This window comes from Stenotrophomonas mexicanensis, from assembly GCF_032911605.1.
In the GTDB taxonomy this organism is placed as follows: Bacteria; Pseudomonadota; Gammaproteobacteria; order Xanthomonadales; family Xanthomonadaceae; genus Stenotrophomonas; species Stenotrophomonas maltophilia_A.
This window is the reverse complement of record NZ_JAWJTG010000001.1, coordinates 134,193-160,186: the sequence shown is the minus strand read 5'-3', so window position 1 is coordinate 160,186 and position 25,994 is coordinate 134,193. Positions and strand designations below refer to the sequence as shown.

The window sequence follows — 25,994 nt, the reverse complement described above, 5'->3', positions numbered from 1 at the left end:
TCAAGCCTCCTCGGTCGGGTGAATGCGGTAGAGCGCGGCATACAGCGCTGGAATGAGACCCAGCGTGATCAGGGTTCCAAGGGCAAGGCCGCCGATCATCACGATCGACATGCTGGTCCACATGGAACCCCCAAACAGCAGCAGCGGGACAAGGCCGAGAATGCAGACCATCTTGGTCATGACGATGGGCCGCAGGCGCTTTGCTGCAGCCTCTTCAATGGCCTGGAGAGGAGGCAAGCCATCGCGCTGGCCGTCGTCGATCGCATCGATGAGCAGAATCGCGTTGTTGACGATGATGCCGGCAAGTGCGAGCAGCCCCAGTGTTCCGATGAAGGTCAGGCTGGTGCCACTCAGCTTGAGTGCCAAGGTCGCGCCGATGACCACGAACGGAATGCTCGCCAGGACGATCAGGCTCTTGCGGATGCTCTCGAACTGCCATACGAACAACAGGAACATGGCAGCAAGGCAGAGCGGGAGCAGCTTCTCGATGCCTTCGTTGGCACTCTTGCTCTCTTCGATCTCGCCACCGAGTTCAACCCGCACGCCCTGCTTGCGGAATTCGGAAAGAAGTGGCTCGACCTTGTCCGCGATCCCCTGGGCGGTCAGCTCGGAGCTCTTTGCAAGCACGGTGACCGCGCGCGTCTGGTTCACTCGCTGGATTGAAGACAGCTGCGGCGCCAACCGAAGCTTGGCCACCTGGCCCAGGGGCACGCTTCCGCTGCCATCCGCCTTCTGGATCGGGAGTGCCTCAAGCTGGCCGATATCCGTGCGCAGTGCCGCCTCTCCGCGGAGGATGACCGGGAGAACGGTGTCGCCCTCACGATAACGGGAGATCGTTGCGCCGGTCAGCAGCATGTCCATGCTCTTGGCGATGTCCGCGCTGCTGATGCCTGCGGCCTGGGCCTTGGGTTGATCGACGTCCACATCAAGCTGGACAACCTGGCGTTCGGCATCGCTGGATACATCCACCATCCCCGGCGTGTCCTGCAGCGCGCGCAGCAGCTTCTCGGCGGCAATCCGATGTGCGCCGTCGCTGCTGGAGATGCGGAACGTCGCTACGCCGGCATCCGAAGACCCCATCGAGAACCGCTTGGGCTCCACCCGCACATCCGGGAAGTGTGTTGCCATCACAGAACGCAGCCGCTCAATGGCCGCTTCATGCTTGACGCCCTTCGCAAGTGACAGCACGGCATACGCGCGGTGTCCTGCAGGAGTAGGGGGATTGAGTGCCAGAATGAAGCGTGGGCCACCATCGCCCATGTACAGGGCGTGGCTGGAGATCTCCGGAACGAGCTTCTCGTCGGCCAGTACCTTGCTGATCTGGTGAGCAACCGCCATCGTATTGGCCGGACTGGAATCCGGGGACAGCTCGATGGCCATCTGCAGCTGATGGCGCTCGGACGGCGGCATCAGCTCATTGGGGACGGTGGTGAACAACCAGCCGGAGGTTGCCAGCAGTGCAACCATTACGCCGATGTAGATGGCCTTGTGTCCCAGGATCCAGCGGACCTTGCCGCGGTACCAGCCCGTCAACCGCTCGACCGCGCGTGCGGTGCGGCTGAGTTCGGCATGGTGATGGGCAAAGTACTTGCACAGCAGCGGAATCAGGGTAACGCCGATGACCAGCGACAACAGCAGCGCGATGGCCATCACGATGCCGAGGCTGCGCAGATACTCGCCGGTTTCCGTGCTGGAGATGGCCAGCGGCATGAACGCGAGAATGATCGCCAGCGAAGAAACCAGAAGCGGCACGAACATCGTGCTGCCTGCGTGAGCGGCAGCCTGGTCCGGCGACTCACCCAGCGAGAGCCGCCGCTCCATGTCCTCGGCAACCACGATCGCGTTGTCAACGAACAGGCCCAGGGCAATGATGATTGCACCCACCGAGATCATGTGCAGATCGATGTTCAGGATCTTCATGATTGCCATCGTCCCCAGCACCGTGGTCGGCACGATGGCGCTGACGATCAGGCCGGTCCTCATTCCAAGGAACAGCACGACGACCGCCATGACGATGGCCAGGGTCTCCAGGAAAACCTTGGCAACACGCAGCAGCTGGGTGGAAACAACCTCGGCCTGATCCGTGATCTGGACAAGCTGCATGCCGGCCGGCAGCGTTTCCGAAAGCCGTTCAACGTCGCCGCGCAGCAGATCGGCGAAGCTGACTACGTTGAGTCCTGGCGCCATGGAGACCGCTATCACCACGGCCGGCGTGCCATTCACGAATGCACCCGTCATCGGCGGGTCCTGGGTCACCCGTTCCACTCGCGCAAGGGCGCCCAGGGGCACCGAGCCACCCCTCGGCAGCGGAATTGGCGTGCTCTTCAGCTGGGACGGGTTGTCGGCGTCACCGCTCACGTTGAGCGTGATCTCCGAACCTCCGATCTCGACATAGCCCGCCGGCGCAATCACATTGCGCCTGGAAACCGCATCGGCAATCACATTGGGGTTGAGCCCACGCGCAGCCAGGGAAGGCACGTCCAGGATGATCTGGACCTGCTCGTCCCTCACGCCGTGCAGCGAGACACGTTCCACCCCGGGCAGCCGGAACAGTTCATCGCGCAGGCGGCGGGCTTCTGCCCGAAGCTCGCCTGCGTTATAGCCATCGCCGGTCAGGCCCATGGTCATCACCGCAACCCGACCGAATTCGTCGTCCACGACCGGGCCAATCGTTCCCTCGGGAAGCTGGCTCTGGATGTCCCCCATGCGCGAGCGCAAACGCTGCCACACGATGGGGATCTTTTCCGATTCCACGGTGGGATAGAGATCAACGTAGGTGAACGCAAAGCCTGGACGAACAGTCGTCCGGATGCGCTTGACCTCCGGCATGCCACGAATGCTCTCCTCGATCGGGCGAGCGACCAGCTGCTCGACCCGGTCCACGCCGGCGCCCGGCATGAAGCTGAGTACCGTCGCCGTGCGAATGGTGATGGGGGGCTCTTCAGTGGATGGGAAGTCCAGCGCCAGAATGAGGCCGGTGAGGACGATCGCTACAATCGCCAGCAAGGTCAGGCGGGGGCGCGCCAGCGAGAATGAGGAGAGGCTCATTGTTCTGATCCCATCTTCATTTCGACGGGCTTGATCAGCGTGCCCGGACGGATGGCCTTGGCACCCGCAACCACGACACGCTGACCGGCGGAAATCTGCCCGCTCACCTCGATCCAGTCACCGTGATACTGACCCAGATCTACCTCCGCCAGCTCGGTCGTCTTGCCATCCTTTGCCAGCCGAAGCACCTGGCCCTTGCCGCCAACGGCAGACGGCAGAACAGCCCGAAATGGCACTTGAAGCCTGGCTGGGCCTGTATCCGTTCCTGTGATCCGGACCGACCAGGTCGAACCCACGGTCGCCGCCTCGGGCACTGCGATGTATGCGGTACGCACGCCGCCTGCATCAACGCGGCCGTCGACACGGAGCACCTTGCTCGCCACGGTGTCCGAGCCGCTGATCAGGTTGACCACCTGCCCAACAGCCAGGGGAGCAGTGCCCGGAATCGCGACAGACAGCTCGCGGCCCGCACCATCGACCTGGATGGCAACAGCGCCGGGGCCCACGGACTGTCCAACTTCAACGTTTCGGGCAGCCACGACTCCGTCAAACGTTGCCTTCAGCGTGGCTTCGCCTTGCGACCAGCCGGCGAGCTCGTGCTGCGCGCGGGCATTGCGGACGGCCGCATTGGCAGCCGCCAGTTCGGCCTTCGCGGCGGTCATCTCCGCCGGGCTGAGCGCATCAGCCTTCTGCGCAACATCCAGTCGCTCGACGCGTCGCTGGACCTCGTCCAGTGCGGCCTGCGCGCGTGCGACGTCGCCGGCAGCGGACGCCTCCTGCGCTGCAAAGGGGACCGGATCCAGTCGAGCAAGCACCTGTCCCTTGCGTACAACGTCACCCGGTTCAACAAGTACCGCGGAGACCTTTCCGGAGACCGGGAAGGACAGCTGTCCTCGCTGCGTGGCACGCACGGTGCCGATGTAAGCGCGCTGATCGCCAGCAGCCTGTCGAACGGAGGCGACATACGCGGTGCGGGCTTCTGCCGTCCCGCTCTCTGGTGTATCGGAACATCCCGTCATCGCGGACAGGGCAATGGCCAGCGCGCTGAGACGAGGCACCAATGACCAGGTCATATGGGTTTTCACGTTCGATTCCTTGTATGGGTGGTCAGTTCCACAGACCAGCGCGGTGTGGTCAGGTCTGCAGGCGGCGTAAATTTAGGGGGACACCTGCACCCCGAACAGGACAGTTGTGGACACGCGGGGGCTCAAACAGGTCATCTGGGACAGATGGCGCGCCTGGTGATCCCTCGTCGCATGAGATGTCCCAGCCTGAATCTGGTCAGCGACGTGAGGGCATGGTTACTGTCGGTGCCCTCAAAGGGACATTGGAGGTCGGGCAGGGGACCCAAAAGGCCAGAATGTGTCCGCCACGTTGAAACAGGTCCCCTGGCGGCCCGACTATGTGGGCGTCGCACTACCTTTCGAAGACGTGATGGCCCCTATCCCCAAGAATTTGCCGGCATTCAAGGACTGGCCTGTCGCCGGCGAGGATCCCGCGCTGGATGCTGCCGGTCTCCAGGCTTCTGAAGATCCAAACGCCGCAAGCGAATCGCAGATTGCCGAGATAGTGCCTACCGGGGCGAGGGCAATCCTCGGCTTGGTCGAGGACCGGGGGTTCTCTCCGGAAGAGCTATGCCGCGGGCTCGGCTTCACTTATCGCGATCTATCAATGAGGGACGTGAGGCTGTCCTACCGCCAGATGCGCCAGTTGTTCATGCGGGCTGAGCGTTTGCTGGGCGAACCTGCGCTGGGCCTGGCACTGGGAGCCAGACAGACGCCCATTTCCTGGGGCGTACCCGGATTGGCAATGCTCACCTGCGAGACCTACGGCGATGCACTGACGTACGGCCTCACCCATCAGCAAGCCATCGGCTCGATGCTGATCCACACGGTGGAGGAGGTGGGAAGGGAAGTGAGGATGGAAGTCCGGTTCAAACGATTCGACATTCAACTGGAGTCGGTGCTGGTCGAGGACGCGTTCGCCGGATTCGTTGCGGTCAGCAGATACGTAATTGGACCATCATTCGCGCCACTCAGGGTTGATTTCTCACTCCCCAAGCCCTCTGATCCTGAAGTCTATCGACGATTCTTCCAGTGCCCTGTCCGCTTCGATGCTGGCGTCAATCGCCTGACCATAGACTCACATTGGCTGAGCGCGCGCTTGCCCGGTTTCGATCGGGTCAATTCAAGAATTGTCCGAGAGCAGTTGGATTCACTTCTTCCAACGCGAGGGGGCCGCAATGAGATTGTTGAATCCCTGTCGAGCCACCTTCGATGTGATATCGAGTCAACAACCAAGCAGAGCGAACTTGCGAGCCTGATCAATGTCAGTGAAAGAACGCTCCGCCGCCGCCTGAGCCGCCAGGATTCCAGTTATAGGGAGATTCGGGACGAAGCGAGGTATGAGCGGGCCCGCGATCTCCTGCTGAACTCAGAGTTGAGCATCGCCGAAATTGCAGACGCGGTTGGATATTCCGACGCCCGTGCATTCCGCCGCGCATTCAAGCGTTGGGCGGGTTGCCTGCCAACCGAGTTCCGGGAATCCAGGTAGACAGCATCCACCCTGGTTCCAGCACGGCGGGTAGCCATCGGTAGAGACCGGGCCACCCAATGACGTCGGGGCTGCCGCCGGGCCGTGCTGCCGGTGGTGGTTGCGCGTCTGTAGTCCATTGCACCAGTGCGTGTGCAGTCCTCTCCAGCCACCCCTCCTTCACCTGGGTAGAACCATGAAGCGCATACGGCTGTTTGAATCGAAACTCGCGGCGAGATTCCTTGAGGTCGATCGATTGGCGCGGGAAGGCGCTACGTTGAAGAACGTGGCTGAGAACATGCGCACGATCACCATTGCGGTGACGATGCTGATCGTGGTGGGGCTGCTGATGGACGTTCCGGCGTCCGTCATTCGTGTGGCGGCCATCGCATGGGGGTGCTGGGCATTGGTCTATGCACTGCTTGCCGCAGCACAAGCAGGACTTCTCTTTGTCCTGCTGCTTGGCGAGGTGGCCCTGTTGAAGCACATCCTCATCCGGATTGGATTTCTCAGAGGCGCCATTGCCACAGGATTCGCGGTGCTTGTCGTGATCATCATGGCAGTGTCGTGCGTGCTGTTCGATCCGAAGCACATGTTGCATTGGTGATTGCCGACATCCTGCCGACACCCTGCAATCGTCGGGCCCGGCATTCCGGACCGGCCAAGGCGAGCCCCGCACATGGGGGATGTTCGACCTCGATTGATTCCGTTCCACTCAACCTGTGAAAGTCATGCACTCTGCAATTCCCTGCTGCCGTCGTCATTCATCAGGCGGCGATCGAACTGCCACTCTGGCCAGAACATCCGGTTCCGGACGCGTCGCGAAAGGCAGCTTGTGGCGGCGGGTTCCGCGGCTCCTCGCAGGAGTGGGAATGCTGTTGCTGGCCGCATGCAGTCCGGTGCATGTGGTCAGGTCAAACCAGGCCAGGACCTATGCAGGTCTCAGCATCCACGGGGAACGTCGGATGGAGATCGTGCCAGCGGGTAGCACGCACGGGCACTTCCAGACGGTGACTCTCGCCCCCGTCCTGCTGATGCCAGAGGTAGCTGCAACGCTGAGCCCGGGCGTCGGTGATCGCCTCAAGGCTGCCGTAAGCAGTCAGCTGCAGCGGCAGATCGACAGGCGCCTGGGCCGGAGTGGGGCAGGGCGACCGGGAACGGGGCTGTTGCTGCTTGCAAGGATCACCTCGGTGAAGGAGGTGTCTGTCGGCCTGAACATTGCCACATCGGTCCTGATGGGGCCGGTGAGCAAGGGGCAGCTTTCCCTCGAGATCGAGGCGATCGACGCAGGCACTGGCAGGCAGGTAGCACTGCTGCTGCTCGCCGACGAAGCCGATATGAGGGACATCCGGAAAAGCTACACCCCGGACGGTCATGCCAAGGCGCTTGCAGGCCGGTTCGCGATTGAGGCGGTGGAGTTCATCGCGCCAATGGTGCGATCACGGCAGCTTCCCGGAGAGCGCAACTGCCGTGCGCTTCACCCCGGTTCCCAGGCCTCATCCGAACCGCGGCTGCAGGAAAGGGAGGGGGTAGGGAGTTCCAATTGCAAATGACTCTCACTACACTTGCGACATCCCACCCCTTCCGCCGCCTATGGCGGCCAGAACTCCGGCTCCCAACGTGAATTCCCCGCCCCACCTGTGCAGACCGCAGGCATTTGCCCTGAGGGTGATGTGTCCACGCTAGGCCGGGGCACGGGCAGCAACGCAGATCGGGCCTCGTCCACGGAGGCAGGCATTCCGGAAGACGCCTCGCCAATGGGCGGCAACCTCCTTGCGAAAGCCTATGCCCGCTGGCGCGGGCCCATTCTGCGCAGCCTTGCGCGTGTCAGAGGTGCGGACGGTGAGGACGCCCTGCACGACGGTGCAGTCAAATGGCTGGCGGCAAACCCTGCACTGGCCTCGTGCGACCAGCAAGGCGCCTATTTCCGGCGAACGGTGATGAACACCGTGGCCGATGAGTATCGTGAGCACACCGCAGGTCGCCGTCTCCAGACCCTGCCACTGGCAGATGCCGAGGATGCGGGCCAAGCCATCACCAGCGATGAATCACAGTGCCCGTTGCAGCTCAGCGCCCAGCGGCAGCGCCTGGAGCGCCTGCGAGAAGCGCTGGCCGAGCTGCCGGAACGTCAACGCGAGGCCTTCGTGCTCTGCCGCTTCGATGGGCTGACCCAGGAGGACGTGGCCGCTCGCATGCAGATCTCCCGCCGCATGGTGGTCAAGCACCTGTCGCGAGCGGTTGCCTACTGCGAAGTGCGGGTACGCTATGCGTCTCTGGCACAGATGCAGGAACTGCATCGCCCGACCAAGGCGGGCGAGGCGTTGGCGCCTGCCATCGATGCTGATTTTCCCTGCCGATGACCGATCTCCCTTCTGCCGCAGGTTCCGACCCGTTTGCCCTGCATGAGGCGGCGGCCGCGTGGCTGGTACGGCGGCAGGATGCGGACTGGCAACCGAAGGACGAGGCGGCCCTGCAGCACTGGCTGGCCGGGAGCGAAGCACATCGACAGGCGTTCGCCGATGTGACCAGAACCTGGCACGACCTGGGCCTGCTGCCACGCCCCGTACTGGCCTCGGACGCGCATGCGGTGATCACCCCAGCAGTACCTGCACCTGCCGCTCTACGGCGGGGCAGGGCGGCGCGGCGTGCACGCTCGTGGCGCCTGCCCCGCATTGCGGCGGCTGCCGCCGCGGCAATGCTGGCCTTGGGGTACGTCGGCTACGGTTGGTACACCGCGCCCAGCTACGTACAGGACGTGGCCACCGGTGCGGGCGAGATACGTGATCTTCAATTGCCGGACGGCTCACGGATTTCGCTCAATGCACGCAGCACGCTGGCCGTGCATTTCTATCGATCCCGCCGTGAAGTAGTGCTCAGCCAGGGCGAGGCGTTCTTCGAGGTCGCCCCGGCGGCCGACCGACCCTTCACCGTCGATGCCCAGCGCAGCCGGGTGACGGTGGTCGGCACGGCCTTCAATGTGCGCAATGGGCCGGGCGAAGTCGTGGTCAAGGTGCTGCATGGGCACGTGCGGGTGCAGCCGGATCGCGCCGAAGGTGCCTCGCCGGTCAGCCTGCGCGCCGAACAGGGCCTGGCCGTTACCACGCTCACCGCTGCTTATCGCCCCATCGCCGCAAGCGCAGACAGCATTGGCGGTTGGCGCAATGGACGCCTGGTGTTCCGGCGCACCCCGCTGGACGAAGTGGCGCAGGAGGTCGGGCAGTATCTGGGCCATCCCGTCACGTTGGGCCAGCCAGGGCTGAAGTTCCTGCCGGTCTCCGGCTACGCAGCCACCGATGCCCCGGCCACCTTCCTGGAAGCGCTGCCGGATCTGTTGCCCGTGCAGGTGACCCGCACTGCCCAGGGCGGCTATCGCATCGACGAACGGCCTGTCACCCGCTGACGCCGGAACGAAAATTTCTTCCGGCGCGGGTTCCCACCCCACCGCCATTTTCCGTTTACCCCAGTGAGGCCAGTAGCGGCCAAGCATGATGGAGCGGTAATGGGGTACATGAAGATCAAGCGCGCACTTGTTGCTGGCGCGTTCTCTACGGGGGTACACGCCAAGCGGCTGCCGTTGCTGGCACTGTGCATTTCCAGCGCGCTGGCAGCGCCGACCATTGCACAGGCGCAGCCGGCTGCGCGCGTGCAGTTCGATATTCCGGCGCAACCGCTGGATGCCGCACTGCGCCGCTTTTCCGAGCAGTCCCGGCAGCAGGTGCTGTTCAGCGAATCGGCGGTGGCGGGCCGTCGCGCCCCGGCCTTGACCGGCAGCTACACGCCGCAGGAGGCACTGGCGCGCCTGCTGGAGGGGAGTGGCGTGCGTGTCAATGCCACCCGTCCGGGCGTGTTCACCCTGGCCCAGGAAGCAGCAACACCTGCGCGCAGCAAGGAGGCCCAGACCACCCTGCAGACGGTGAACGTCACCGCCAATGCCCCAAGCGATGGCGCTTACACGGCACGTGAGCTGAGCCTGGGCAAGCTGGGGCAGAGCATCCGCCAGACCCCGCAGTCGGTCAGCGTGATCACCCGCCAGCAGCTGGACGACCGCAACCTCACCACGCTGGACGAAGCGCTGGCACAGACCACCGGCGTGACCAAGACCGCCCGCAACTTCGGCAACCACAAGTTCTCGATCCGCAGCTTTACCGTGGACGACAGCAACTATCTGGTCGACGGCGTGGCCGGCATCGTCTATGCCCCGGTGGGCTGGCTGCCGATCGACACCGCCGTGCTGGAACGGGTTGAAGTGCTGCGCGGTGCCGGTGGCATGATGCTCGGCGCGGCCGACCCCAGCGGAGCAATCAACATGGTGCGCAAGCGCCCGCGCGACCAGGCTCATCTGGATCTGGCCGCAACCGTGGGCTCGTGGGACAACTACCGTGTCGAAGTCGATGGCGGTGGCCCGCTCAATGCCGCCGGCAGCGTGCGCGGCCGACTGGTCGCCGCCTACCAGGACCGCGATTACTTCCAGCGGGGCACCTCATCGAAGACGCCGGTGGCCTATGGGGTGATCGATGCCGATCTGGGCACGGATACCACGCTGACCTTCGGCCTGCGCCATCAGGCCAGTGACACCGACGGCTACTGGCTGTTCGGCCTGCCGCGCTACACCGATGGCGGTGCGCTGGACATCAAGCGTTCCACCTCGCTCATCCAGGACTGGAACCGGCAGGAGGGCTCCGTCGACGAAGCCTTTGCAGAGGCGGAGCACCGCTTCAACGAACGCTGGAAGGCACGCCTGTCGGTGAACCGCACCGAGTCGGACCTGGACCAGCGTGTCGCGGTTCCGCTGGGCGGGGTGGACCGCGCCACCGGCATCGGTTCGCGCTTCTATGACATCTATTTCAACCGCTCGCGCGTGCGTAGTGATGGCATCGACCTGCACACCACCGGCAGTTTCGACGCCTTCGGCCGCAGCCATCAGCTGCTGCTGGGCGCGATGTGGTCGCGCCAGCGTACCCGCCAGAGCTCGGCGGACCTGGCCATCGACGTGCCGATCAATGTCTACGCACCCGACCACAGCGCCATCGCGCAGCCGCTGCAGCCCGCGTGGGACTGGTCAGAAAACGCCCGCGCCCAGCAGAGCGGCGTGTACAGCAACCTGCGTCTGCAGCTGGCAGAACCGCTGCACCTCACGCTGGGTGGCCGGCTGAGCTGGGTGAAGTACCAGTCCAGCGATGGCTTCACCGGCGCCAAGAGCCGCGACTACGAACAGAAGCACGAATTCACCCCGTACGCCGGCCTTGTCTACGACCTGGGTCCGCAATGGTCGGTCTATGCCAGCTACGCCGATACCTTCCAGCCGCAGAGCTCGTACGTCACCGCGTCCGGCTCGGTGCTGGATCCGGCCATCGGCGCCAACTACGAGCTGGGCGTGAAGGGTGAGTTGAACGATGGCCGCCTGAATGTCTCCGCCGCGGTGTTCTCCATCCGCAAGACCGGCAACGCCGTGGTGGACGAATCCGACCCGGGCAGCTACCGTGGCTCGCTGGCGTCGTCCGATTGCTACCGCAATGGCGGCAAGCTGCGCAGCAAGGGCTTTGAGCTGGAGGCCAGCGGCGAACTGGCGCCGGGCTGGCAGATGATGGCGGGCTATACCCACGTCACCAGCCGCGACGATGAGGGCGCGACCATCAGCGCCGAGACGCCCCGCCACCTGCTGCGCCTGTCGACGTCCTACCAGCTGCCGGGCAAGTGGAACGCGTTCTCTGTGGGCGGTGGTGTATCGGCACAGAGCAGCTACTCCTATCCGGCCTACGACGACCCGGACTGGCGCATGGGCGCAGCGGGACGTGCCGTGTGGGACCTGCGCGCCGGCTACCGGATCAATCCGCGCTGGAGCGTAGGCGTCAACGTGGCCAACCTGTTCGACACCCGCTACTACGCGATGATCAGCCAGATCCGCCGCGGCAACTTCTTTGGCGAACCCCGCAATCTGATGCTGACGCTGCGCGGCTCGCTGTGATCTTCCGCAACCGGCGGGGCAACGGCCTGCCCGCCACGGGGCAGGCATGAAAGCGGGCTTCCGGCAGAGCATGTCGTGGCTGCACACCTGGTGCGGCCTTACCTGTGGCTGGCTGCTGTGCGCGATCTTCCTGACCGGCACGCTCAGCGTGTTCCGTGAGCCGATCACGCGATGGATGGAGGCCGGCCCCGTGCCGGCCTCCTCGCCGGCGGTGGACACGGAAATGCAGGCGGTACGTGCGCAGCACTGGCTGGCCGCCAACGCCGCCGATGCCCGGGCATGGCAGATCCGTTGGCCTGTCCAGCGGGGCTGGCCGCTGGAGCTGTCATGGGAGGATGGCGACGGCACGGGGCACGAAGGCTGGGTGGATGCCGGCACCGGCATGCCACAGCCTCCACCTCGTCTTCGGGAAACCGAAGGCGGGCGCAACTTCATGTCCTTCCATTACACCCTGCACGGCGGCATGGCCGGCTACTGGCTGGTCGGCTGGATCACCGCCTGCATGCTGCTGGCGCTGGTGTCCGGCGTGGTGGTGCATAAACGCATCTTCAAGGACTTCTTCACCTTCCGCCCGGGCAAGGGACAGCGCAGTTGGCTGGATGCGCACAACCTGAGTGCCGTGCTGACCCTGCCGTTCCTGTTCATGATCGGCTACACCGGGCTGACCTTCTTCTACAGCAGCTATCTGCCGTGGCCGGTGCATGCGGCCTATGGCGATGCTGATGACGCCTATGCGCGCTACGAAGCCGAGCTGGCGCCTATGCAACCAGCTCCGCCCGGCATCCTGGTATCCACCGCGCAACTGCCGGACCTGCAGCAACTGCTGGCACGCGCGCACGCCATTAGCGGGCAGCCACCGGCACTGATCGTGATCCAGGCGCCCGGCACCGTGCACAGCGTGGTGGAGGTGATCGGTCGCAAGCCCGTGGGGCGCGCAGACAGGCATCTGCTGACCGAGGCCAGCCGGGTGACGTTCGATGCTGCCAGCGGCGCGCTGCTGCAACAGCATGGTGCACATCCGCATGTCATTGGCGCCGTACAGGTGCACGAAACCATCGAAGCACTGCACAAGGCCGATTTCGGCGGCTGGCCGATGAAGTGGCTGTACTTCATCAGCGGCCTGCTGGGCACGGCGATGATCGCCATCGGCACGCTGCTGTTCTCCATCAAGCGGCGCAAGCGCAGCGAGCATGAGTTCGGCGCGGCCACGGCGGGCATCTACCGCTGCGTGGAAGCCTTCAACGTGGCATCGCTGGCCGGGGTGGCGCTGGCAAGCATCGTCTACCTGCATGGCAATCGGTTGCTGCCATTGGGAATGAGCGATCGCAGCGCATGGGAAATACGCATTTTTCTTGCTGCCTGCGCTGCCTCGGTGCTGCACGCGCTGTGGCGCCCACCGCGCCTGGCCTGGATCGAGCAGTTGTGGCTGGCTGCAGCACTGTGCCTGGCGCTGCCGCTGGTGAACATGGCAACCACCGGGCAGGGGCTGCTGATGTATCTGCAGCGGGGCGCGTGGCAGCAGGCCGGCGTGGAGCTGGTCGCACTGGCATTCGGGTTGATGCTGGCAAGGATGGCCCTGATGCTGCAGCGCCGTTGGCCCCGGGCGCAGGAGGCGGCGCGCCCTGCCAAGCCTCCGGCCGGGCGGGAACCGGCCTATCGCTGGCAGGTGGCGAGCCGAGTGCTGGCCGCCTCACTGGGCGGCTACGTGTTCACCGCCGTTACTGCCACGGCACTGGCGTTGTTGTTGCCCGTGCTGGTGGGGGTAAGGACAGCCGTTTCGGTCCTGGCCAGTTCACTGCTGGGGTTCGTGCTGTTCATTGCCATTGCTGTGGGCGTCTTCTGCGCCCGTAGTGTTGGGAAGGTGTGGCTGAGTCTGGCGGCAGGGAGTGCCCTGATGGGGTTGCTGGTGACGATGCTGCAGCGAGGGTGAGGGCAGGGGAAAGCAATCGCTGTGGTCCAACCCGCATTCTGCACGCATACCATACGATGCGTTCACGGTCACCGACACCCGCGCTCAACACACTGCACCTTCCTTACGCACGAAGAGGTGCCACATGGCCACCTGTGATGTATGCGGCAACAACTACGACAAGAGTTTCACCCTGCAGCAGGGCGGACGCAGCGGAACCTTCGATTCGTTCGAGTGCGCGATTCATGCATTCGCGCCGCGCTGTGCACATTGCGACTGCGCGGTGATCGGGCATGGCGTTGAAGGAAAGGGCCAGATCTTCTGCTGTGCACATTGCGCCGGTCATGCCGGTGTACAGGGTGTAGCGGACCGGGCCTGAGCTGCCTCGATTTGATCCTGCCGATTACGCAGAGACCAGCGACGAAAGTCGAGCGACCCGGGCTGCGCCCGAGTCCGCCAGCACTGCCAGTGCACGCCGTTTCTGCGAGGGCATCGCCGCCACAGCTTCCAGTGCCACCACGACCTCGAACTCCCTGGCGTTGGCGTCCAGCGCCGTGGCAAGGACACACGAGTCGGCCGTCATGCCGGTGAGCCAAAGACGGCGTACTCCCAGCTTGGCCAGCAGAATCGGCAAGGGACTCGCGAGGAACGCCGAGTGCTTGGGCTTGAGCACGAAATAGTGGCCGGGCAGGGGGGAGAGGGTTGTGGCAATTCGGGCAGCCGTCCCCCCGTCCCGCTGGCACTGCTCCACTTGCTGGCGGAAGTCCCGCTTCCAATCTGAGAAGTTGTCATTGGCATAGATGACTGGCCACCCCTGGTCATCGAAGTGGTCTCTCAGGCGGCGGATCTGCCGGGCCGCGTTCTCTGCGGCTGGCGCCAGCGCGTCTGCACCTGGGAAGTCGAAACGACTGAACATGTCGATGATCAGCAGGGCGGTAGAAGGGCGGCGTGCCATGCCTCAATCTCCTGTCTGGGCATGGGGCGCTTCGACCGGCTTGGACTGTGGCGAATCCTTCTGGCGCAGGAAGATGGTCAGCACAACCAGAGACAGCACGGCCAGAAACTCACTTTGCCAGTTCTGCATGGATTCGAACCAGAACGTGCTGCTGGCCAGGTGCTCGAGAAAGCCCGGCACTGGCAGGCCCTGCAGCTGCTGCTCGGCTTGTTCGGCTCGCCAGCTTCCCAATGCGTGCAGCGTAAAGCTGGTCAGGAACAACAGGCCGAAGGCGATCGCAAGCGAGTGCCCGTAGATGACTTTCCATGCGCCACCACGCCTGAAGGGCCAAGGCGTCGGCCCCGGCTCGATGCGATTCTGTTCCTGCGCAGGGTCCAAGGGCCGCGATTCGGCCGAACCGCGCTGGCGCAGGCTGACCGTCAGAAGCACGTACATCCCCATCTGCAGGAATTCGCTCTCCCAGTTCTCAAATGTGGCGCTGACGAAATGCCCGGTTGCCAGGTAGTGCCAGAGATCGATCGGCGTGCGTCCGTGCTGCACCAGCTCCTGGTTGTGCACGTGATGTCCCGCAATTGCCTGCCCACCAATGAATACGACGGTGAGCACAAGCAGCACCAGCGAGAGACCGTTGCGCTTCCACATGCAACACCTCGTTCAGGCTGTTCCAGAGACCATGCATGAAGCTTGCGCGGTCGCAGCGCCATGACTTGTGATTGCTGCGCATCCAGAATGTGATGTGGTCTCAACGTTTCCCTGTTGGATCGGGATCAGGACGCTCGTAGTCCTCGGGTACAGCCTTGGGCCCATCGCCATCGTCGGGCATGTCGTGCTCCTTCCATCTGGCTCGATCATTGCGCCGCTTGTCCGGCGTATGTGCCTTCGACTGATCATCCACGTCCGTGGTCGGATTGAAGGGGAGTTTGTCGGTCATGGGTTGCTCCTGCAGCAGGAGGTTGAAGCGTGCAATCAATCCGGTTAACGCGGTGACGTCGCGAAATGAACACCATGCACACCGGGATGTCACCGCAGGGGGAGGGGGGTGTTGCGATGCTGGAACCCCCTCTTGCTGGAGAAGCGCGATGCAGGCATTGACCTACCACGGCCGCAAGGATGTACGTGTCGAGACCGTGCCGGACCCGGTACTGGCGGCTGACGACGATCTGATCCTGCGTGTTACCGCTACCGCCATCTGCGGCTCGGACCTGCATCTGTATAGGGGCAAGATTCCCGATCTGCACGACGGCGATGTGCTGGGCCACGAATTCATGGGCGTCGTGGAAGAGGTCGGCAGCGGCGTCACCCAGGTCAACCCGGGGGATCGGGTGGTGATTCCCTTCGTGATCGCCTGTGGTGAGTGCTTCCACTGTCGGCTGGCCGAGTATGCCGCCTGCGAAACCACCAATACCGGCAAGGGCGCCGCGCTGAATCAGAAGGGCCTTCTGCCGCCGGCCGCGCTGTTCGGATACAGCCATTTGTATGGCGGGGTTGCCGGTGGCCAAGCGGAGTTCGTGCGCGTGCCCAAGGCGAATGTGGGCCCGCTACGTATTCCGGAAGGCGTAGCCGACGAGCAGGTCCTGTTCCTGTCTGACATCCTCCCCACCGGCTACCAGGCCGCGCTGAACGCAGGGGTGAAGCCGAGCTCAACGGTGGCCATCTTCGGTGCGGGCCCGGTAGGGCTGATGAGCGCGGCCTGCTGCCGGCTGCTGGGGGCGGAGACCATCTTCATGGTCGACCATCTTCGTTACCGCCTGGACTACGCGCGCCGTGCTTACGGTGTTACGCCCATTGACTTCAAGGCGACCGAAGACCCGGCGGACTACATCCTTACCCAGACCAGCGGGCGGGGCGTGGACGCTTGCATTGAGGCGGTAGGCTTCGAGGCCGAGGGCAGTGCGCTGGAGTCAGCATTGACCGCCGTCAAACTGGAAGGCAGCAGCGGCGTGGCGATCCGGCAGTGCATCGCGGCAGCACGCCGCGGCGGGGTGGTCAGCATTCCAGGTGTCTACGCCGGCTTCATCCATGGTTTCCTGCTGGGTGACGCGTTCGACAAGGGGCTGACGTTCAAGATGGGGCAGACCCATGTGCAGGGACTGATGCCGGAACTGCTCGACGCAATCATGGAAGGAAAGCTGGACCCAGGCGACATCATCTCGCACAGGATGCGACTGGCCGATGCGGCGCAGGGCTACGCGATGTTTGACGCCAAGGACGACGACTGCCGCAAGATCGTATTGACACCTTGATCGTGCCGACATGAGCGCGATCATCATGACGTGCGTCTATGCACTCTGGTTGGCGGCCGGTTCGCTCGACTTCCACTTTCACCGGCGTACCGACCTGCCGCACACCTCCGCGTTGCGGGAGAGCGTATTGCACGGACTGCAGCTACTGCTGATTGGCAGCGGCGTGCTGGCGTGGCTCCTGCTGGAGAACACTCGGTCACTCGTCGCGCTTCTGGCACTTCTGGTCTTCGCGCACGCGATCGCCGGCTACTTCGATACCGTCAGCGCGGACGGCCGCCGGCGCATCAGCCCGGTAGAGCAGCATGTGCATAGCGTGCTCGATGCCGCGCCGTGGGCCCTGCTGGGCTGGGTGGGCTGGCACGCGGAGCCGGAGTGGTCGCTGAGCGTAGAACCTGCAGCGCTGGAGGTTTGGTGGCTCGTTCTGCTGCCTGCGCTGGTGCTGGTGGTGCTGCCATGGCTGTGGGAATTGCAGCAGTGCCTGCGCGTGAGGCAGCAACGGCGTGGGACAGGTGCGTGAGGATCACTGCGCAGGGCATTCATGTGCCCGCCACACCTCCAAGACAGTGATGTGACCGCCTGCCGCCTACGTTCATGACATATCTTCATTGCAGAAGCCCTCATGCAGGATGTGACGCCGCCATCATCATTGATCAACCGCGCCCGCCAGCTACTCGTCCAGCAGCCTGAACTGCCATTACCGGGATGCGGGCAGACACTGGATCGTTGGAGGGCGCTCGCGGCGTTGGGGGGCGATGATCTCTGCCTGGCCAAGGTGCTGGAGGCGCACTACGACGCGCAGGCGATCATGGCCGAGTTGAAGGCACCGTCGGCTGCTGAAGGCAGATTGCTGGCGGTGTGGGCGGCAGAGGGCCCGGCGAGCACACTCCGCATCGACGCCGAGGGCAGGCTGCGCGGGGACAAGCCTTGGTGCTCGGGCAGCGACTGGGTGGATGCCGCATTGGTCACGGTTCGCAGTGCTCAGGGGGTGTGGCTGTGCCAAGTCGAAGCGGAGCACTGGGGTACGCTGTCGGGTGAGCCATGGCCCGCCGTCGGCATGGCCGGGATTCCGTCCACCACCGTGCGCTTTGATGCCGCGCCAATGGTGATATTGGGGGCTCGCGATGACTATCTGCAACGACCGGGCTTCTGGCATGGAGGCGCGGGTATGGCGGCGGTATGGTTTGGCGCAGCGGTCGCGTTGGCCGAACGCATGCGATCAGCCTGCACCGAGGGAAATCGTGCACGTCTACTGGGTAAAGTGGACCTCGCGTTGGCGCCGGCCGCGGCGCTGCTCCGCGAGCTGGCAGCACGCATCGATGCCGAGCCCGAATCGGCGCATCGCGAGGACGTGGTGCGGATTCGTTGCGTGATCGAGCGGGCGGCTACGCGCGTGCTGGATCTGGCGGGTCGGGCCCTGGGCCCGGCCCCCATGTGCCTGGAAGATGCCCATGCCCACCGCTGCGCTGACCTGACCGTGTTCCTTCGCCAGAACCACGCCGACCGCGATTGGGAATGGTTGGGTGGGCAGCGGGCGGCCCAGGAGGCGACATGGGCGCTGTAGCCAATGCACCGCTGCAAGGCGAAGGAACCCAGGAGCAGGCATGGCTGCGCTGCCATTGGCTCTGGCAGCAGCCGATCACACCGGCAAGCGGGCTGTGCACCGGGCATGACCGCCTGGTGGTGGTCGCGCCGCACCCGGACGACGAAATCCTCGGCTGTGGCGGACTGCTCCATCACGCAGTGGGGCAGGGCATGGAGGTGAGCGTCGTTGCCGTGACGGACGGCGAAGCATGCTATCCGGGCGAGCCGTGGTGGACGCCAGCGCGCTTGCGGTCGGCACGGCGGGCGGAGCTTGCCGCGGCATTGGGCGAACTCGGCATCCCGGCCGGTTCCATATTTCACCTGGGTATCGCCGACGGCGCGGTCAGCACGCACGAACAGGGCCTGGAAGGCTGGCTGCAACAGCATCTGCAGCCCCGCGACCTGGTACTGGCGCCATGGCGGTTTGATGGCCACCCCGACCATGAAGCGGCAGGCCGTGCTGCCTGCCGCGCCGCCCGGGCGGTGGGGTGCCACCGCCTGGAGTACCCGGTCTGGGGATGGCACTGGCTGGATCCGGCCTGTGCACATATGGCGTGGGAGGTGCCCAGACTGGTCGACATTTCAGCGGTGGCGGCCGCGAAACGAAACGCGATCGCGCATTTCCGGACGCAGACGGGCGACGTGCCGGGCTTGAACAGCCCTCCGGTGCTGCCCGCGCATGTACTGACCCGATTCTTCCGAAACTACGAGGTATTCCTGGCATGAGCGCGCAACCGTACTTCGATGACCTGCATGAGCAGGAGGACCCGTTCGGCTACCGAAGCCGATGGTATGAAGAACGCAAGCGTGCACTGCTGCTGGCAAGCCTGAGCCAGCGTCATTTCACTCGCGGGTGGGAGCTGGGTTGTTCCAATGGCGTACTGACCGAGGCACTGTCCACCCGCTGCGAGCGCCTTCTGGCAACCGACATCAGCCCGCGTGCTGCGTTCCAGGCGCGCCGCAACCTGGCCCACCTGCCGCACGTGCAGGTCCATTGCGCCAGCCATCCCGAGCAATGGCCGCCGGGCCGCTTCGATCTGATCGTCTGCGGCGAAATGGGCTACTACCTGGGAGCCGGCGCGCTGCGCGAGCTGCGCACCGGTATCGGGGAAGCGCTTCGTGATGATGGACTGCTGGTGGCCTGCCATTGGCTGCCCTCGTTCCCGGGGCGCGCGAGCCGCACCGAGGTCGTGCATCGATGCCTGGGTGAAGGCCTGCAGGAGGCCTTCCACTATCGCGACGCGGACTTCGTACTGCAGGGGTGGACGCGCGGCGCGCTGTCGTTGGCCCGTCTGGAGGGCCTGCGGTGATAGGCGTGCTGGTTCCGGCCCACAACGAGGCCGCCAACATGGAGCGGTGCCTGCAGTCGATCAGGAGGGCGGCCCTGAATCCCGGGCTGGGTGGCGAAGCGGTGGAGGTGATTGTTGCGCTGGACGATTGTTCGGACGCCACGGAATCCATCTGCGCCCAGCAACGGGTTGATACGCTGCGGTTGGATGCACGCTGCGTGGGCATCGCCCGGGCCGCCGCCGCCGCCGAGCTGCTGGGTCGGGGTGCAAGATGGCTGGCGAGCACGGACGCGGACAGCGAGGTACCTCCTGAGTGGCTGGTCGCACAGCTTGAGGCACGCCCGGACGTCTTCTGCGGGCTGGTGGACATCGCAACGAGCTGCAGCGCCGAGGAGCGCCTGCGCAAGGCGTTCCGGAGGCGGCAGCAATGGGGGGACGATCATGGGCGTATCCACGGTGCGAACCTGGGTGTTTCCGCCCAGGCCTATCGTGCGGCAGGCGGCTTTTCGCCGCTGCACTGCGGGGAGGACGTCCAGCTGGTGAGGACATTGCAGCGCCTCGGCGCTGATGTGCGGTGGGCGGGTGCGCCGCTCGTCATGACCAGTGCCCGCCTGGCAGGACGCGCGACAGGGGGATTTTCAGCCTATCTGGCGGAGATGGGAGCGGCGGGCGCCGCTTCGGCGGCGGGCCAGCCAATCCTGTTGACTTGAAAATCAGGCATTTCGGCGCGCCATGGCGGAATGCAACGGAAATGCTGTTAAAAACCCCGGTTCGCCGGGCAATATGTGACCAATTCACGTTTGGCGTTTACGGTCTCTCAACGACACGGGCCTTAGATTGAGCGACCGGGAGAGCAGGAGCGCCACCATGCCGAACAGAGCGATTGTCTATGTCAGCGAAGCCGTCGCTGGATTCACGTCCGCGCGCTTGGAAGCACTGATGGAAGATGCGGCCCGCTTCAACCGATCAGCGGGTGTGACCGGCGTCCTTCTATTCGACGGCCGGCACTTCCTGCAATACATGGAGGGCCCCGCCGATGGGCTGGATGTGGCCTTCTCCCGCGTCAGTGGCGCCGGCAGTCACACCGACCTGATGGAGCTTGCTCGCGGGCGTGTCGGGCAACGGCGGTTGCCGTTCTGGCCAATGCGCTGCCTGCCAGTCAGTGCGGATGAGCTGCGGATGATCGCCCTTGCTGACTGGACCAGTTTCATCCAGCGGGCGGCGACGAACCAGGCGGGAGCTACCGCGATGGAAAAGCTCCTCTCGATCGTCGAACCCTATGCTAAAGCGGCCTGACTGGTCGACGCGTTGCTGTAGGCCGACCCTCCCGAATTTCGCAGGGCGGCGCAGGACAAGTGAAACGGGTTTTCCCTTGCTGACACCCCACTGAGTTGACTGCGACGCAGGATCAGTGCGTGGTCAAGGGCGTGCAGGCATCGCCCATCACGCGTTGGACGGCCTGCTGCAACTGGGCGATGTGGAAAGGTTTGGCCACGAAGGCCGCGCTTCGGTGGCGCTGCGGCACCAGTTGGTCATAGACCGCAGACACAAACAGGAACGGGATGCCAAGCTCGGCCAAGCGATCGGCAACCGGAAAGACCACGCCGTCACGAAGCTCCACATCCAGCACGGCGCCATCGAACGTCTGCTTCTCCAACAGCCCCATCGCATCAAACACGCTATACGCATGGGTTACCTGGCCCCCCCCGTCTTCGAGCGCCTGCTCCATCAGTGCGGCCAGATCGAACTGATCCTCCACCAGCAGCAGGTTGCACCTGCGCCGGCTCATATCGGGTTGCATGCGCGCATGCCTGTATTGCCTCGGGAACTGCAGTGTGTGCTGTGCTGCATCAACGCTGCGCGTGTGGAATGTCAGCCCGGTGCGAAGCTGGGGCAGGTGTTGCCAATACTGTCGAAGTGGCGTGGAAAGAGCCCGATGTTTGTTGACGGCATTTTGGCAGCGGCCGTGGATTACTGCCGCCATCTTCGACACTGGAGCTCTCACCATGCATCGACCTGTAACCGATCCTGCTTCGCCCCGCGTGCTGCGTGTCGAGAGCACGTCCCTGGACTGCGGTGGCACCGCCGTTGTTATGGAGCTTGATCGCACACCTGAGCGGGCGTGGATGAAGTCGCTGAAGCGAGCCCTTCAGGCCGACACCGCCCTGGAGGGGGCGCAGGCCAAGTTTGATGGCCGTTTTGTGTATTTCGTGGGCATGGAGGAGAGTGGGCATCGCGTCCAGCATCACGTGATGCAGGCGCTGATTTCGGCGGAACCGGGCCGGGACCCGGCCAGGCTCAAGGGTTTCCCGGGCGCGGCACTCTCCAGCTCGATGACCGTCTGAGTGCGACCTGGGCCGATACGGCATTCCGCCTTGATTGCCACCGTCAGCCCATGCCGGCCGCCCTCGCGGCTGAAGCCCGCCATGCGCTGGCACGCGTGCGCACATCCGAAGCGCACGTTGCATGTAGACGCGATGCGCAGCGGCCACGCCACAACTCAACGCAACCTCCACACCGGTATCACTGCGCGTACGAGGCGCGTCGCTAAGGTAGAGCTGTCTGCAACAACCGGTGGTGTCATGCCTCTTCGCGCAATTGCCTACGTAAGTGAAGCGTCCAACAGCCTGACTGCGGAACGGCTGCAGCAGCTTGTGATGCACGCGGTGCTGTTCAATGAATCCGCCGATGTCACCGGGACGCTGTTGTTTGATGGCACCCGTTTCCTGCAGTACATCGAAGGTCCCGAGGCTGGGGTCAACGGCGCTTACAAGCGGATCCTGGCATCTACCAGCCACAGCGGCATGGTCGAACTCAACCGGGGGAGGGTGGGCCGGCGGCAGTTCCCGCACTGGCGGATGTGCTGCGTACGGGTGGATGAGCTGGCCCTGGGAAAGATCGCCATCTCCGACTGGACAGGCTTCGTGCGCAGCGCATCGGCGCTGGCATCAAGTAGCAGCGCGCTCGATCGCCTCCTGTCGGTGACGCAGTCAAATGTGGAAGGCGTTGCCAGCAGCGCTCTGGAACCTGTCGGCTGGGTGGCGCGATGAACACAGCTCCGTCGCCGCCCGGTCCGCTACGCATCGGTTGCGCTGGCTGGTCGCTGTCCCGGTCGGCGCAGGGAGCCTTTGGGCAGGGCAATAGCGTTCTTCAGCGCTACGCCACCCGCCTGCCCATGGTCGAGATCAACTCCTCGTTCTACCGTCCGCACCTGCCCAGCACCTATGCACGGTGGGCTGCGAGCGTGCCGGACTATTTCCGCTTCGCAGTGAAGATGCCGCGCTCGATCAGCCATGAACACCGGCTTCGCGATGCAATGCCACCGCTGCAGCGGTTCCTCGATGGCGTGCTGGCACTGGGTGACAGGTTGGGTCCGCTGCTGCTCCAGTTGCCACCCAGTCTGGCATACGAACCGGCGACGGCGGAGGGATTTCTGCATGGTCTGCGCGCACGTACCCAGGTCGATGTGGCCTGCGAGCCGCGCCATCCCAGTTGGTTCACTATGGAAGCGGACGCCCTGCTGAGCGACCATGGTGTTGCCCGGGTTGCAGCGGACCCGGCACGGGCACCCTCAGCTGCGATTCCCGGCGGGGACCGCACGTGGAGCTATTGGCGCTGGCACGGCCAGCCGCAGATCTATCGAAGCGCCTACAGCGAACAGACCTTGGCGGGCCTGGCGCGGGAGCTAGAGCTCGAATCGGATACGCAACGATCAGTCTGGTTCGTACTGGACAATACCGCGCTGGGCCACGCCACCAGCAACGCCCTGCGCCTGCAGGCCCTGCTGCAGGAGGGAGAGCATGCCTGAGGGACCATCCATCGTCCTGCTGTGCGAGGCTGCGAGGCATTTCAAAGGGCACGTCGTCCACACCGTTTCAGGGAACAGCCGGATCGATCTGTCGCCACTTCAAAGGCGCAGGGTGAAAGCGGTTCGCAGCTGGGGCAAGCACTTTCTGTTGGAATTCAGCCATCAGACCCTGCGCATCCATCTGATGATGTTCGGCAGCTGGCGCATCGACGAACGGAAGCCAACCCCGGCGCGAGTGTCCCTGGCGTTCGACAATGGCGAGCTGAACTTCTATGCCTGTTCCGTAAAGCTCATTGGCGAGCCATTGGACGACGTCTACGACTGGCGCGCGGATGTGATGAACGATGCCTGGGATCCGAAGCTGGCCCGGCGCAAGCTGAAGGCAATGCCAGGCGTCCTGGTCTGTGACGCGCTTCTGGACCAGACAATCTTCGCCGGCGTCGGTAACATCATCAAGAACGAGGTGCTGTTCCGTATAGGCGTGCACCCGACCACTCGCCTGGGTAACCTGCCGCCGCGCAAGCTCACCGCCTTGATCACGCAGGCACGCACCTACAGCTTCGATTTCCTGGAGTGGAAGCGCCGCTTCGAGCTGAAGAAGCACTGGCAGGTACACACGCGCAGGATCTGCCCGGTCTGCGGTGGCCCGATCAGCAAGCTGTACATGGGTACCACCCGGCGGCGCACATTCTTCTGCCCGAACGACCAGGTGCTGTACGAACCCTGAGGCCGCCTTCCATGGCGGCCGGGCTGCATTCGACGCGGCTCAGGTAGCCTGCGCGGCCTTGGCATTGCCGCCGCCCTTGGCCAGCAGGGTCAGCTTTTCATCGGTCGCCTTCTCTTCCTCCAGCGTCTCCAGCAGCAAGGGAAGGGCATCCTTGTAGCCCAGCTGTTTGGCCAGCGCGGCGATGGTGCCGTAGGACGCAATTTCGTAATGCTCGACCTTCTGTGCGCCACCGATCAGGGCGGCATCGCGCACAGGGCCCTTGTCGATGCTGTCGATCACTTCCTTACCTTCCTCTACCAGACCTTCCATTGCCGCGCACTTGATGCGCTTCAGGCGGATCCCAAGCACCTCCACTACCTGGTCGATGCGCTCGATCTGGCCCTGGGTTTCTTCCAGATGCGTTTCGAACGCCGCCGCCAGATCCGGATTCTCGGCCGCACGGGCCAGGCGCGGGAGGGCCTTGGTCAGCTGCTTCTCGGCGCTGTAGATGTCCGAGAGTTCGTGGATGAACAGGTCTTCCGCCGTCTTGATAGCCATAGTGGGCTCCGCGTTGAGTGGAGCGCTCAGCGTAGGCGTCGCCCGGTTGCGCCAAAGCAGGGGCCAGGTGAAGGCTGCATGGGAACGTCAGCAGAAAGCCTGCGCGCCGTCTTCACGAAGCGGCGCCTGTCACTGTGTGTGGCTGCATTTCAATGCCGGCAGGCCTTCGGCATGGCTTCAGGATGGCATCGCAGCTTGGGACTGCTTGCGTCCCCGGTCGATGGCCTCCGTCGGAACAGCCCTGCAAGGCCCTGCCAGGCAGTGCCTTGCACCAGGACATCCACACGCGGGTCTGCCGTCGTCGCGGCGCCTTTCAGGCCTCGGCGGCCGCGTCCACCTCGCAGGGCATGCAACGCTCTTTCTTGAACTTGATGTCTGCCGCGGTCTTCGCCAGCGCCTCGTAACGCTGGCGAATCTCTTCAAGGTGAGCGGGCTCCATCGATTCCAGGTTCAACAGCTCCTGGTTGGCATCCTTGCTGACCCGGATCAGCTCATCCAGCTTGATGTGCAGCGCGGCCGTATCGGCGTTCTGCGTATGCTGGATCAGGAACACCATCAGGAAGGTCACGATGGTCGTTCCCGTATTCACCACCAGCTGCCACGTATCATTGAAGTGGAAGGCCGGCCCGCTGGCGGCCCAGGTGATGATCACCCCCAGCGCGGCGACGAATGCGCCCAGGCTGCCGGACAATCGTACCGTTGCGGCCGCCACACGGGCAAAACCGCGCCGGATCACGCGTCACCTCCCGCGGCCTCCTTATCCGTGCGGCGGTCTGGCAGCGTGACCCGCTCCCCAAGGCGCTTGGCCTGCTCTTCCGGGGTTGGTGCAGCAACAAAGGGAGAGATCGGGTCACTGGCGGGGAAGGTTTCCTGCAGCGCTTCGTCATGGTTGCGGCGGTTGTGCAGCTTCGCCTGCAGTGGACTGACAGGATCGGGATTCTGCGCTTCCGGGTCCGGGTGGGGAAGGTCTTTCTGATCACGTTGCATGGTGAATCTCCAGGTTGATCACCACCAGTCAGGTGGCGGGTCCAGCATAGGAGTGCGCTGTGAGCGGCCCCATCAAGAGTGGGGCAACGTGATGTCAATCCTTCAGGCAATACGCGTTAACAATCAGCAGGGCGGGAGAGCGTTGCACCGGCCGCGACGGCGCCAGGCCATCACCTGGCCCACCACGGCCGTCAACAGCAGCATCGCATTGGTGACCACGAAGACGGTGCTGCCCAGCATCGCGCTGTACACCGTAAACAGCGCGGACGCGGTCATCTGGCCCACGAACAGCCACTTCGATACCGCTTCCGGGTTTGGCGACTGCCACTGCTTCACCATCTGCCGGATCAACGTCGCCATCAGGACCGCCGTGGCGATCCAGCCAAGTACATCGGGATGCATGATCGCCTCCT

At 64.2% G+C, this 25,994-nt stretch carries 29 protein-coding genes; 19 read left to right on the top strand and 10 right to left on the bottom strand.

The annotated features are described in order from the left end of the window. Together R1L06_RS00795 and R1L06_RS00790 are read right to left on the bottom strand one after the other, a co-directional pair. Positions 1–3,048: an efflux RND transporter permease subunit gene (locus R1L06_RS00795; protein WP_317216627.1), complete on the bottom strand. Its 3,048-nt coding sequence runs from the start codon at positions 3,046–3,048 to the stop codon at positions 1–3. Next, the gene (locus R1L06_RS00790; protein ID WP_253143160.1) at positions 3,045–4,133 is read right to left on the bottom strand and encodes an efflux RND transporter periplasmic adaptor subunit; all 1,089 of its coding nucleotides are present in this window, start codon (positions 4,131–4,133) and stop codon (positions 3,045–3,047) included. The genes R1L06_RS00795 and R1L06_RS00790 overlap by 4 nt, the downstream gene beginning before the upstream one ends. Positions 4,134–4,482: 349 nt before the next feature. On the opposite strand from R1L06_RS00790, the gene R1L06_RS00785 reads away from it, so the two are divergent. From R1L06_RS00785 to R1L06_RS00750, 8 genes are all read left to right on the top strand, one after another. Continuing rightward, positions 4,483–5,601, top strand: a complete 1,119-nt coding sequence (locus tag R1L06_RS00785; protein WP_263010003.1) for an AraC family transcriptional regulator — start codon at positions 4,483–4,485, stop codon at positions 5,599–5,601. A 175-nt stretch (positions 5,602–5,776) separates the two neighbouring features. After that, positions 5,777–6,187 (top strand): hypothetical protein, encoded by a 411-nt coding sequence (locus R1L06_RS00780; RefSeq protein WP_012511082.1) that lies wholly within the window; start codon positions 5,777–5,779, stop codon positions 6,185–6,187. 265 nt (positions 6,188–6,452) lie between these two features. After that, positions 6,453–7,133, top strand: a complete 681-nt coding sequence (locus R1L06_RS00775) for a DUF3313 family protein (RefSeq protein WP_180837104.1) — start codon at positions 6,453–6,455, stop codon at positions 7,131–7,133. Between the two features lie 12 nt (positions 7,134–7,145). Further along, positions 7,146–7,940, top strand: a complete 795-nt coding sequence (locus R1L06_RS00770) for an RNA polymerase sigma factor (protein WP_317216626.1) — start codon at positions 7,146–7,148, stop codon at positions 7,938–7,940. Continuing rightward, positions 7,937–8,980, top strand: coding sequence for a FecR family protein (locus tag R1L06_RS00765; RefSeq protein WP_317216625.1), 1,044 nt, complete (start codon positions 7,937–7,939; stop codon positions 8,978–8,980). Before R1L06_RS00770 ends, R1L06_RS00765 begins: the two co-directional genes overlap by 4 nt. 108 nt (positions 8,981–9,088) lie before the next feature. Beyond that, the gene (locus R1L06_RS00760) at positions 9,089–11,545 is read left to right on the top strand and encodes a TonB-dependent siderophore receptor (protein ID WP_317216624.1); all 2,457 of its coding nucleotides are present in this window, start codon (positions 9,089–9,091) and stop codon (positions 11,543–11,545) included. A gap of 46 nt (positions 11,546–11,591) precedes the next feature. Next, positions 11,592–13,475, top strand: coding sequence for a PepSY-associated TM helix domain-containing protein (locus tag R1L06_RS00755; protein WP_317216623.1), 1,884 nt, complete (start codon positions 11,592–11,594; stop codon positions 13,473–13,475). Between the two features lie 124 nt (positions 13,476–13,599). Further along, entirely contained in the window at positions 13,600–13,833 is a 234-nt protein-coding gene (locus tag R1L06_RS00750) for a metallothionein (protein ID WP_049422290.1), read from the top strand. Between the two features lie 24 nt (positions 13,834–13,857). Here R1L06_RS00750 and R1L06_RS00745 read toward each other — a convergent pair whose 3' ends face one another. The 3 genes from R1L06_RS00745 to R1L06_RS00735 form a co-directional block, all read right to left on the bottom strand. Then, positions 13,858–14,409, bottom strand: a complete 552-nt coding sequence (locus tag R1L06_RS00745; protein WP_317216622.1) for a cysteine hydrolase family protein — start codon at positions 14,407–14,409, stop codon at positions 13,858–13,860. 3 nt (positions 14,410–14,412) lie between these two features. Further along, on the bottom strand, positions 14,413–15,051 hold the full coding sequence (locus R1L06_RS00740; RefSeq protein ID WP_197615163.1) for a DUF6766 family protein: 639 nt from the start codon (positions 15,049–15,051) through the stop codon (positions 14,413–14,415). A 100-nt stretch (positions 15,052–15,151) separates the two neighbouring features. Further along, on the bottom strand, positions 15,152–15,340 hold the full coding sequence (locus R1L06_RS00735) for a hypothetical protein (protein WP_080355380.1): 189 nt from the start codon (positions 15,338–15,340) through the stop codon (positions 15,152–15,154). Between the two features lie 148 nt (positions 15,341–15,488). Between R1L06_RS00735 and R1L06_RS00730 the strand changes: the two genes are divergently transcribed. From R1L06_RS00730 to R1L06_RS00700, 7 genes are all read left to right on the top strand, one after another. After that, positions 15,489–16,652, top strand: a complete 1,164-nt coding sequence (locus tag R1L06_RS00730; protein WP_317216621.1) for a zinc-dependent alcohol dehydrogenase — start codon at positions 15,489–15,491, stop codon at positions 16,650–16,652. A gap of 10 nt (positions 16,653–16,662) precedes the next feature. Beyond that, positions 16,663–17,169 carry a hypothetical protein gene (locus R1L06_RS00725; protein ID WP_317216620.1) on the top strand — a complete coding sequence of 169 codons (507 nt, stop codon included), beginning with the start codon at positions 16,663–16,665 and terminating at the stop codon, positions 17,167–17,169. 102 nt (positions 17,170–17,271) lie between these two features. Further along, positions 17,272–18,213 (top strand): acyl-CoA dehydrogenase middle domain-containing protein, encoded by a 942-nt coding sequence (locus tag R1L06_RS00720; protein WP_317216619.1) that lies wholly within the window; start codon positions 17,272–17,274, stop codon positions 18,211–18,213. Continuing rightward, positions 18,201–18,959 (top strand): PIG-L deacetylase family protein, encoded by a 759-nt coding sequence (locus tag R1L06_RS00715; protein WP_317216618.1) that lies wholly within the window; start codon positions 18,201–18,203, stop codon positions 18,957–18,959. Before R1L06_RS00720 ends, R1L06_RS00715 begins: the two co-directional genes overlap by 13 nt. After that, positions 18,956–19,543: a class I SAM-dependent DNA methyltransferase gene (locus tag R1L06_RS00710; protein WP_317216617.1), complete on the top strand. Its 588-nt coding sequence runs from the start codon at positions 18,956–18,958 to the stop codon at positions 19,541–19,543. The genes R1L06_RS00715 and R1L06_RS00710 overlap by 4 nt, the downstream gene beginning before the upstream one ends. Continuing rightward, positions 19,540–20,232 carry a glycosyltransferase family 2 protein gene (locus R1L06_RS00705; protein ID WP_317216616.1) on the top strand — a complete coding sequence of 231 codons (693 nt, stop codon included), beginning with the start codon at positions 19,540–19,542 and terminating at the stop codon, positions 20,230–20,232. The genes R1L06_RS00710 and R1L06_RS00705 overlap by 4 nt, the downstream gene beginning before the upstream one ends. 157 nt (positions 20,233–20,389) lie before the next feature. Then, positions 20,390–20,818: a BLUF domain-containing protein gene (locus tag R1L06_RS00700; protein ID WP_049463400.1), complete on the top strand. Its 429-nt coding sequence runs from the start codon at positions 20,390–20,392 to the stop codon at positions 20,816–20,818. Between the two features lie 112 nt (positions 20,819–20,930). Here the strand turns inward: R1L06_RS00700 and R1L06_RS00695 are convergent, their stop codons facing one another. Next, the gene (locus tag R1L06_RS00695; protein WP_180837258.1) at positions 20,931–21,323 is read right to left on the bottom strand and encodes a response regulator; all 393 of its coding nucleotides are present in this window, start codon (positions 21,321–21,323) and stop codon (positions 20,931–20,933) included. 205 nt (positions 21,324–21,528) lie between these two features. Between R1L06_RS00695 and R1L06_RS00690 the strand changes: the two genes are divergently transcribed. The 4 genes from R1L06_RS00690 (at position 21,529) to R1L06_RS00675 (ending at position 24,057) form a co-directional block, all read left to right on the top strand. Further along, a complete protein-coding gene (locus R1L06_RS00690; protein ID WP_253143148.1) occupies positions 21,529–21,867 on the top strand; it encodes a hypothetical protein in 339 nt (112 codons plus the stop codon). 237 nt (positions 21,868–22,104) lie between these two features. Next, entirely contained in the window at positions 22,105–22,572 is a 468-nt protein-coding gene (locus R1L06_RS00685; protein WP_180837253.1) for a BLUF domain-containing protein, read from the top strand. Further along, on the top strand, positions 22,569–23,330 hold the full coding sequence (locus tag R1L06_RS00680; RefSeq protein WP_317216615.1) for a DUF72 domain-containing protein: 762 nt from the start codon (positions 22,569–22,571) through the stop codon (positions 23,328–23,330). Before R1L06_RS00685 ends, R1L06_RS00680 begins: the two co-directional genes overlap by 4 nt. After that, the gene (locus R1L06_RS00675) at positions 23,323–24,057 is read left to right on the top strand and encodes a DNA-formamidopyrimidine glycosylase family protein (protein ID WP_180837074.1); all 735 of its coding nucleotides are present in this window, start codon (positions 23,323–23,325) and stop codon (positions 24,055–24,057) included. Before R1L06_RS00680 ends, R1L06_RS00675 begins: the two co-directional genes overlap by 8 nt. 39 nt (positions 24,058–24,096) lie before the next feature. On the opposite strand, the gene R1L06_RS00670 is transcribed toward R1L06_RS00675, so the two are convergent. The 4 genes from R1L06_RS00670 to R1L06_RS00655 all read right to left on the bottom strand — a co-directional run bounded on the left by R1L06_RS00670 (position 24,097) and on the right by R1L06_RS00655 (position 25,983). Next, positions 24,097–24,594, bottom strand: a complete 498-nt coding sequence (locus tag R1L06_RS00670) for a YciE/YciF ferroxidase family protein (protein ID WP_180837072.1) — start codon at positions 24,592–24,594, stop codon at positions 24,097–24,099. Between the two features lie 313 nt (positions 24,595–24,907). Beyond that, the gene (locus R1L06_RS00665) at positions 24,908–25,330 is read right to left on the bottom strand and encodes a low affinity iron permease family protein (RefSeq protein ID WP_317216614.1); all 423 of its coding nucleotides are present in this window, start codon (positions 25,328–25,330) and stop codon (positions 24,908–24,910) included. Continuing rightward, a complete protein-coding gene (locus tag R1L06_RS00660) occupies positions 25,327–25,581 on the bottom strand; it encodes a hypothetical protein (protein WP_049463392.1) in 255 nt (84 codons plus the stop codon). The genes R1L06_RS00665 and R1L06_RS00660 overlap by 4 nt, the downstream gene beginning before the upstream one ends. A 123-nt stretch (positions 25,582–25,704) precedes the next feature. Then, a complete protein-coding gene (locus tag R1L06_RS00655) occupies positions 25,705–25,983 on the bottom strand; it encodes a hypothetical protein (protein ID WP_373695411.1) in 279 nt (92 codons plus the stop codon). Positions 25,984–25,994: the final 11 nt, after the last annotated feature.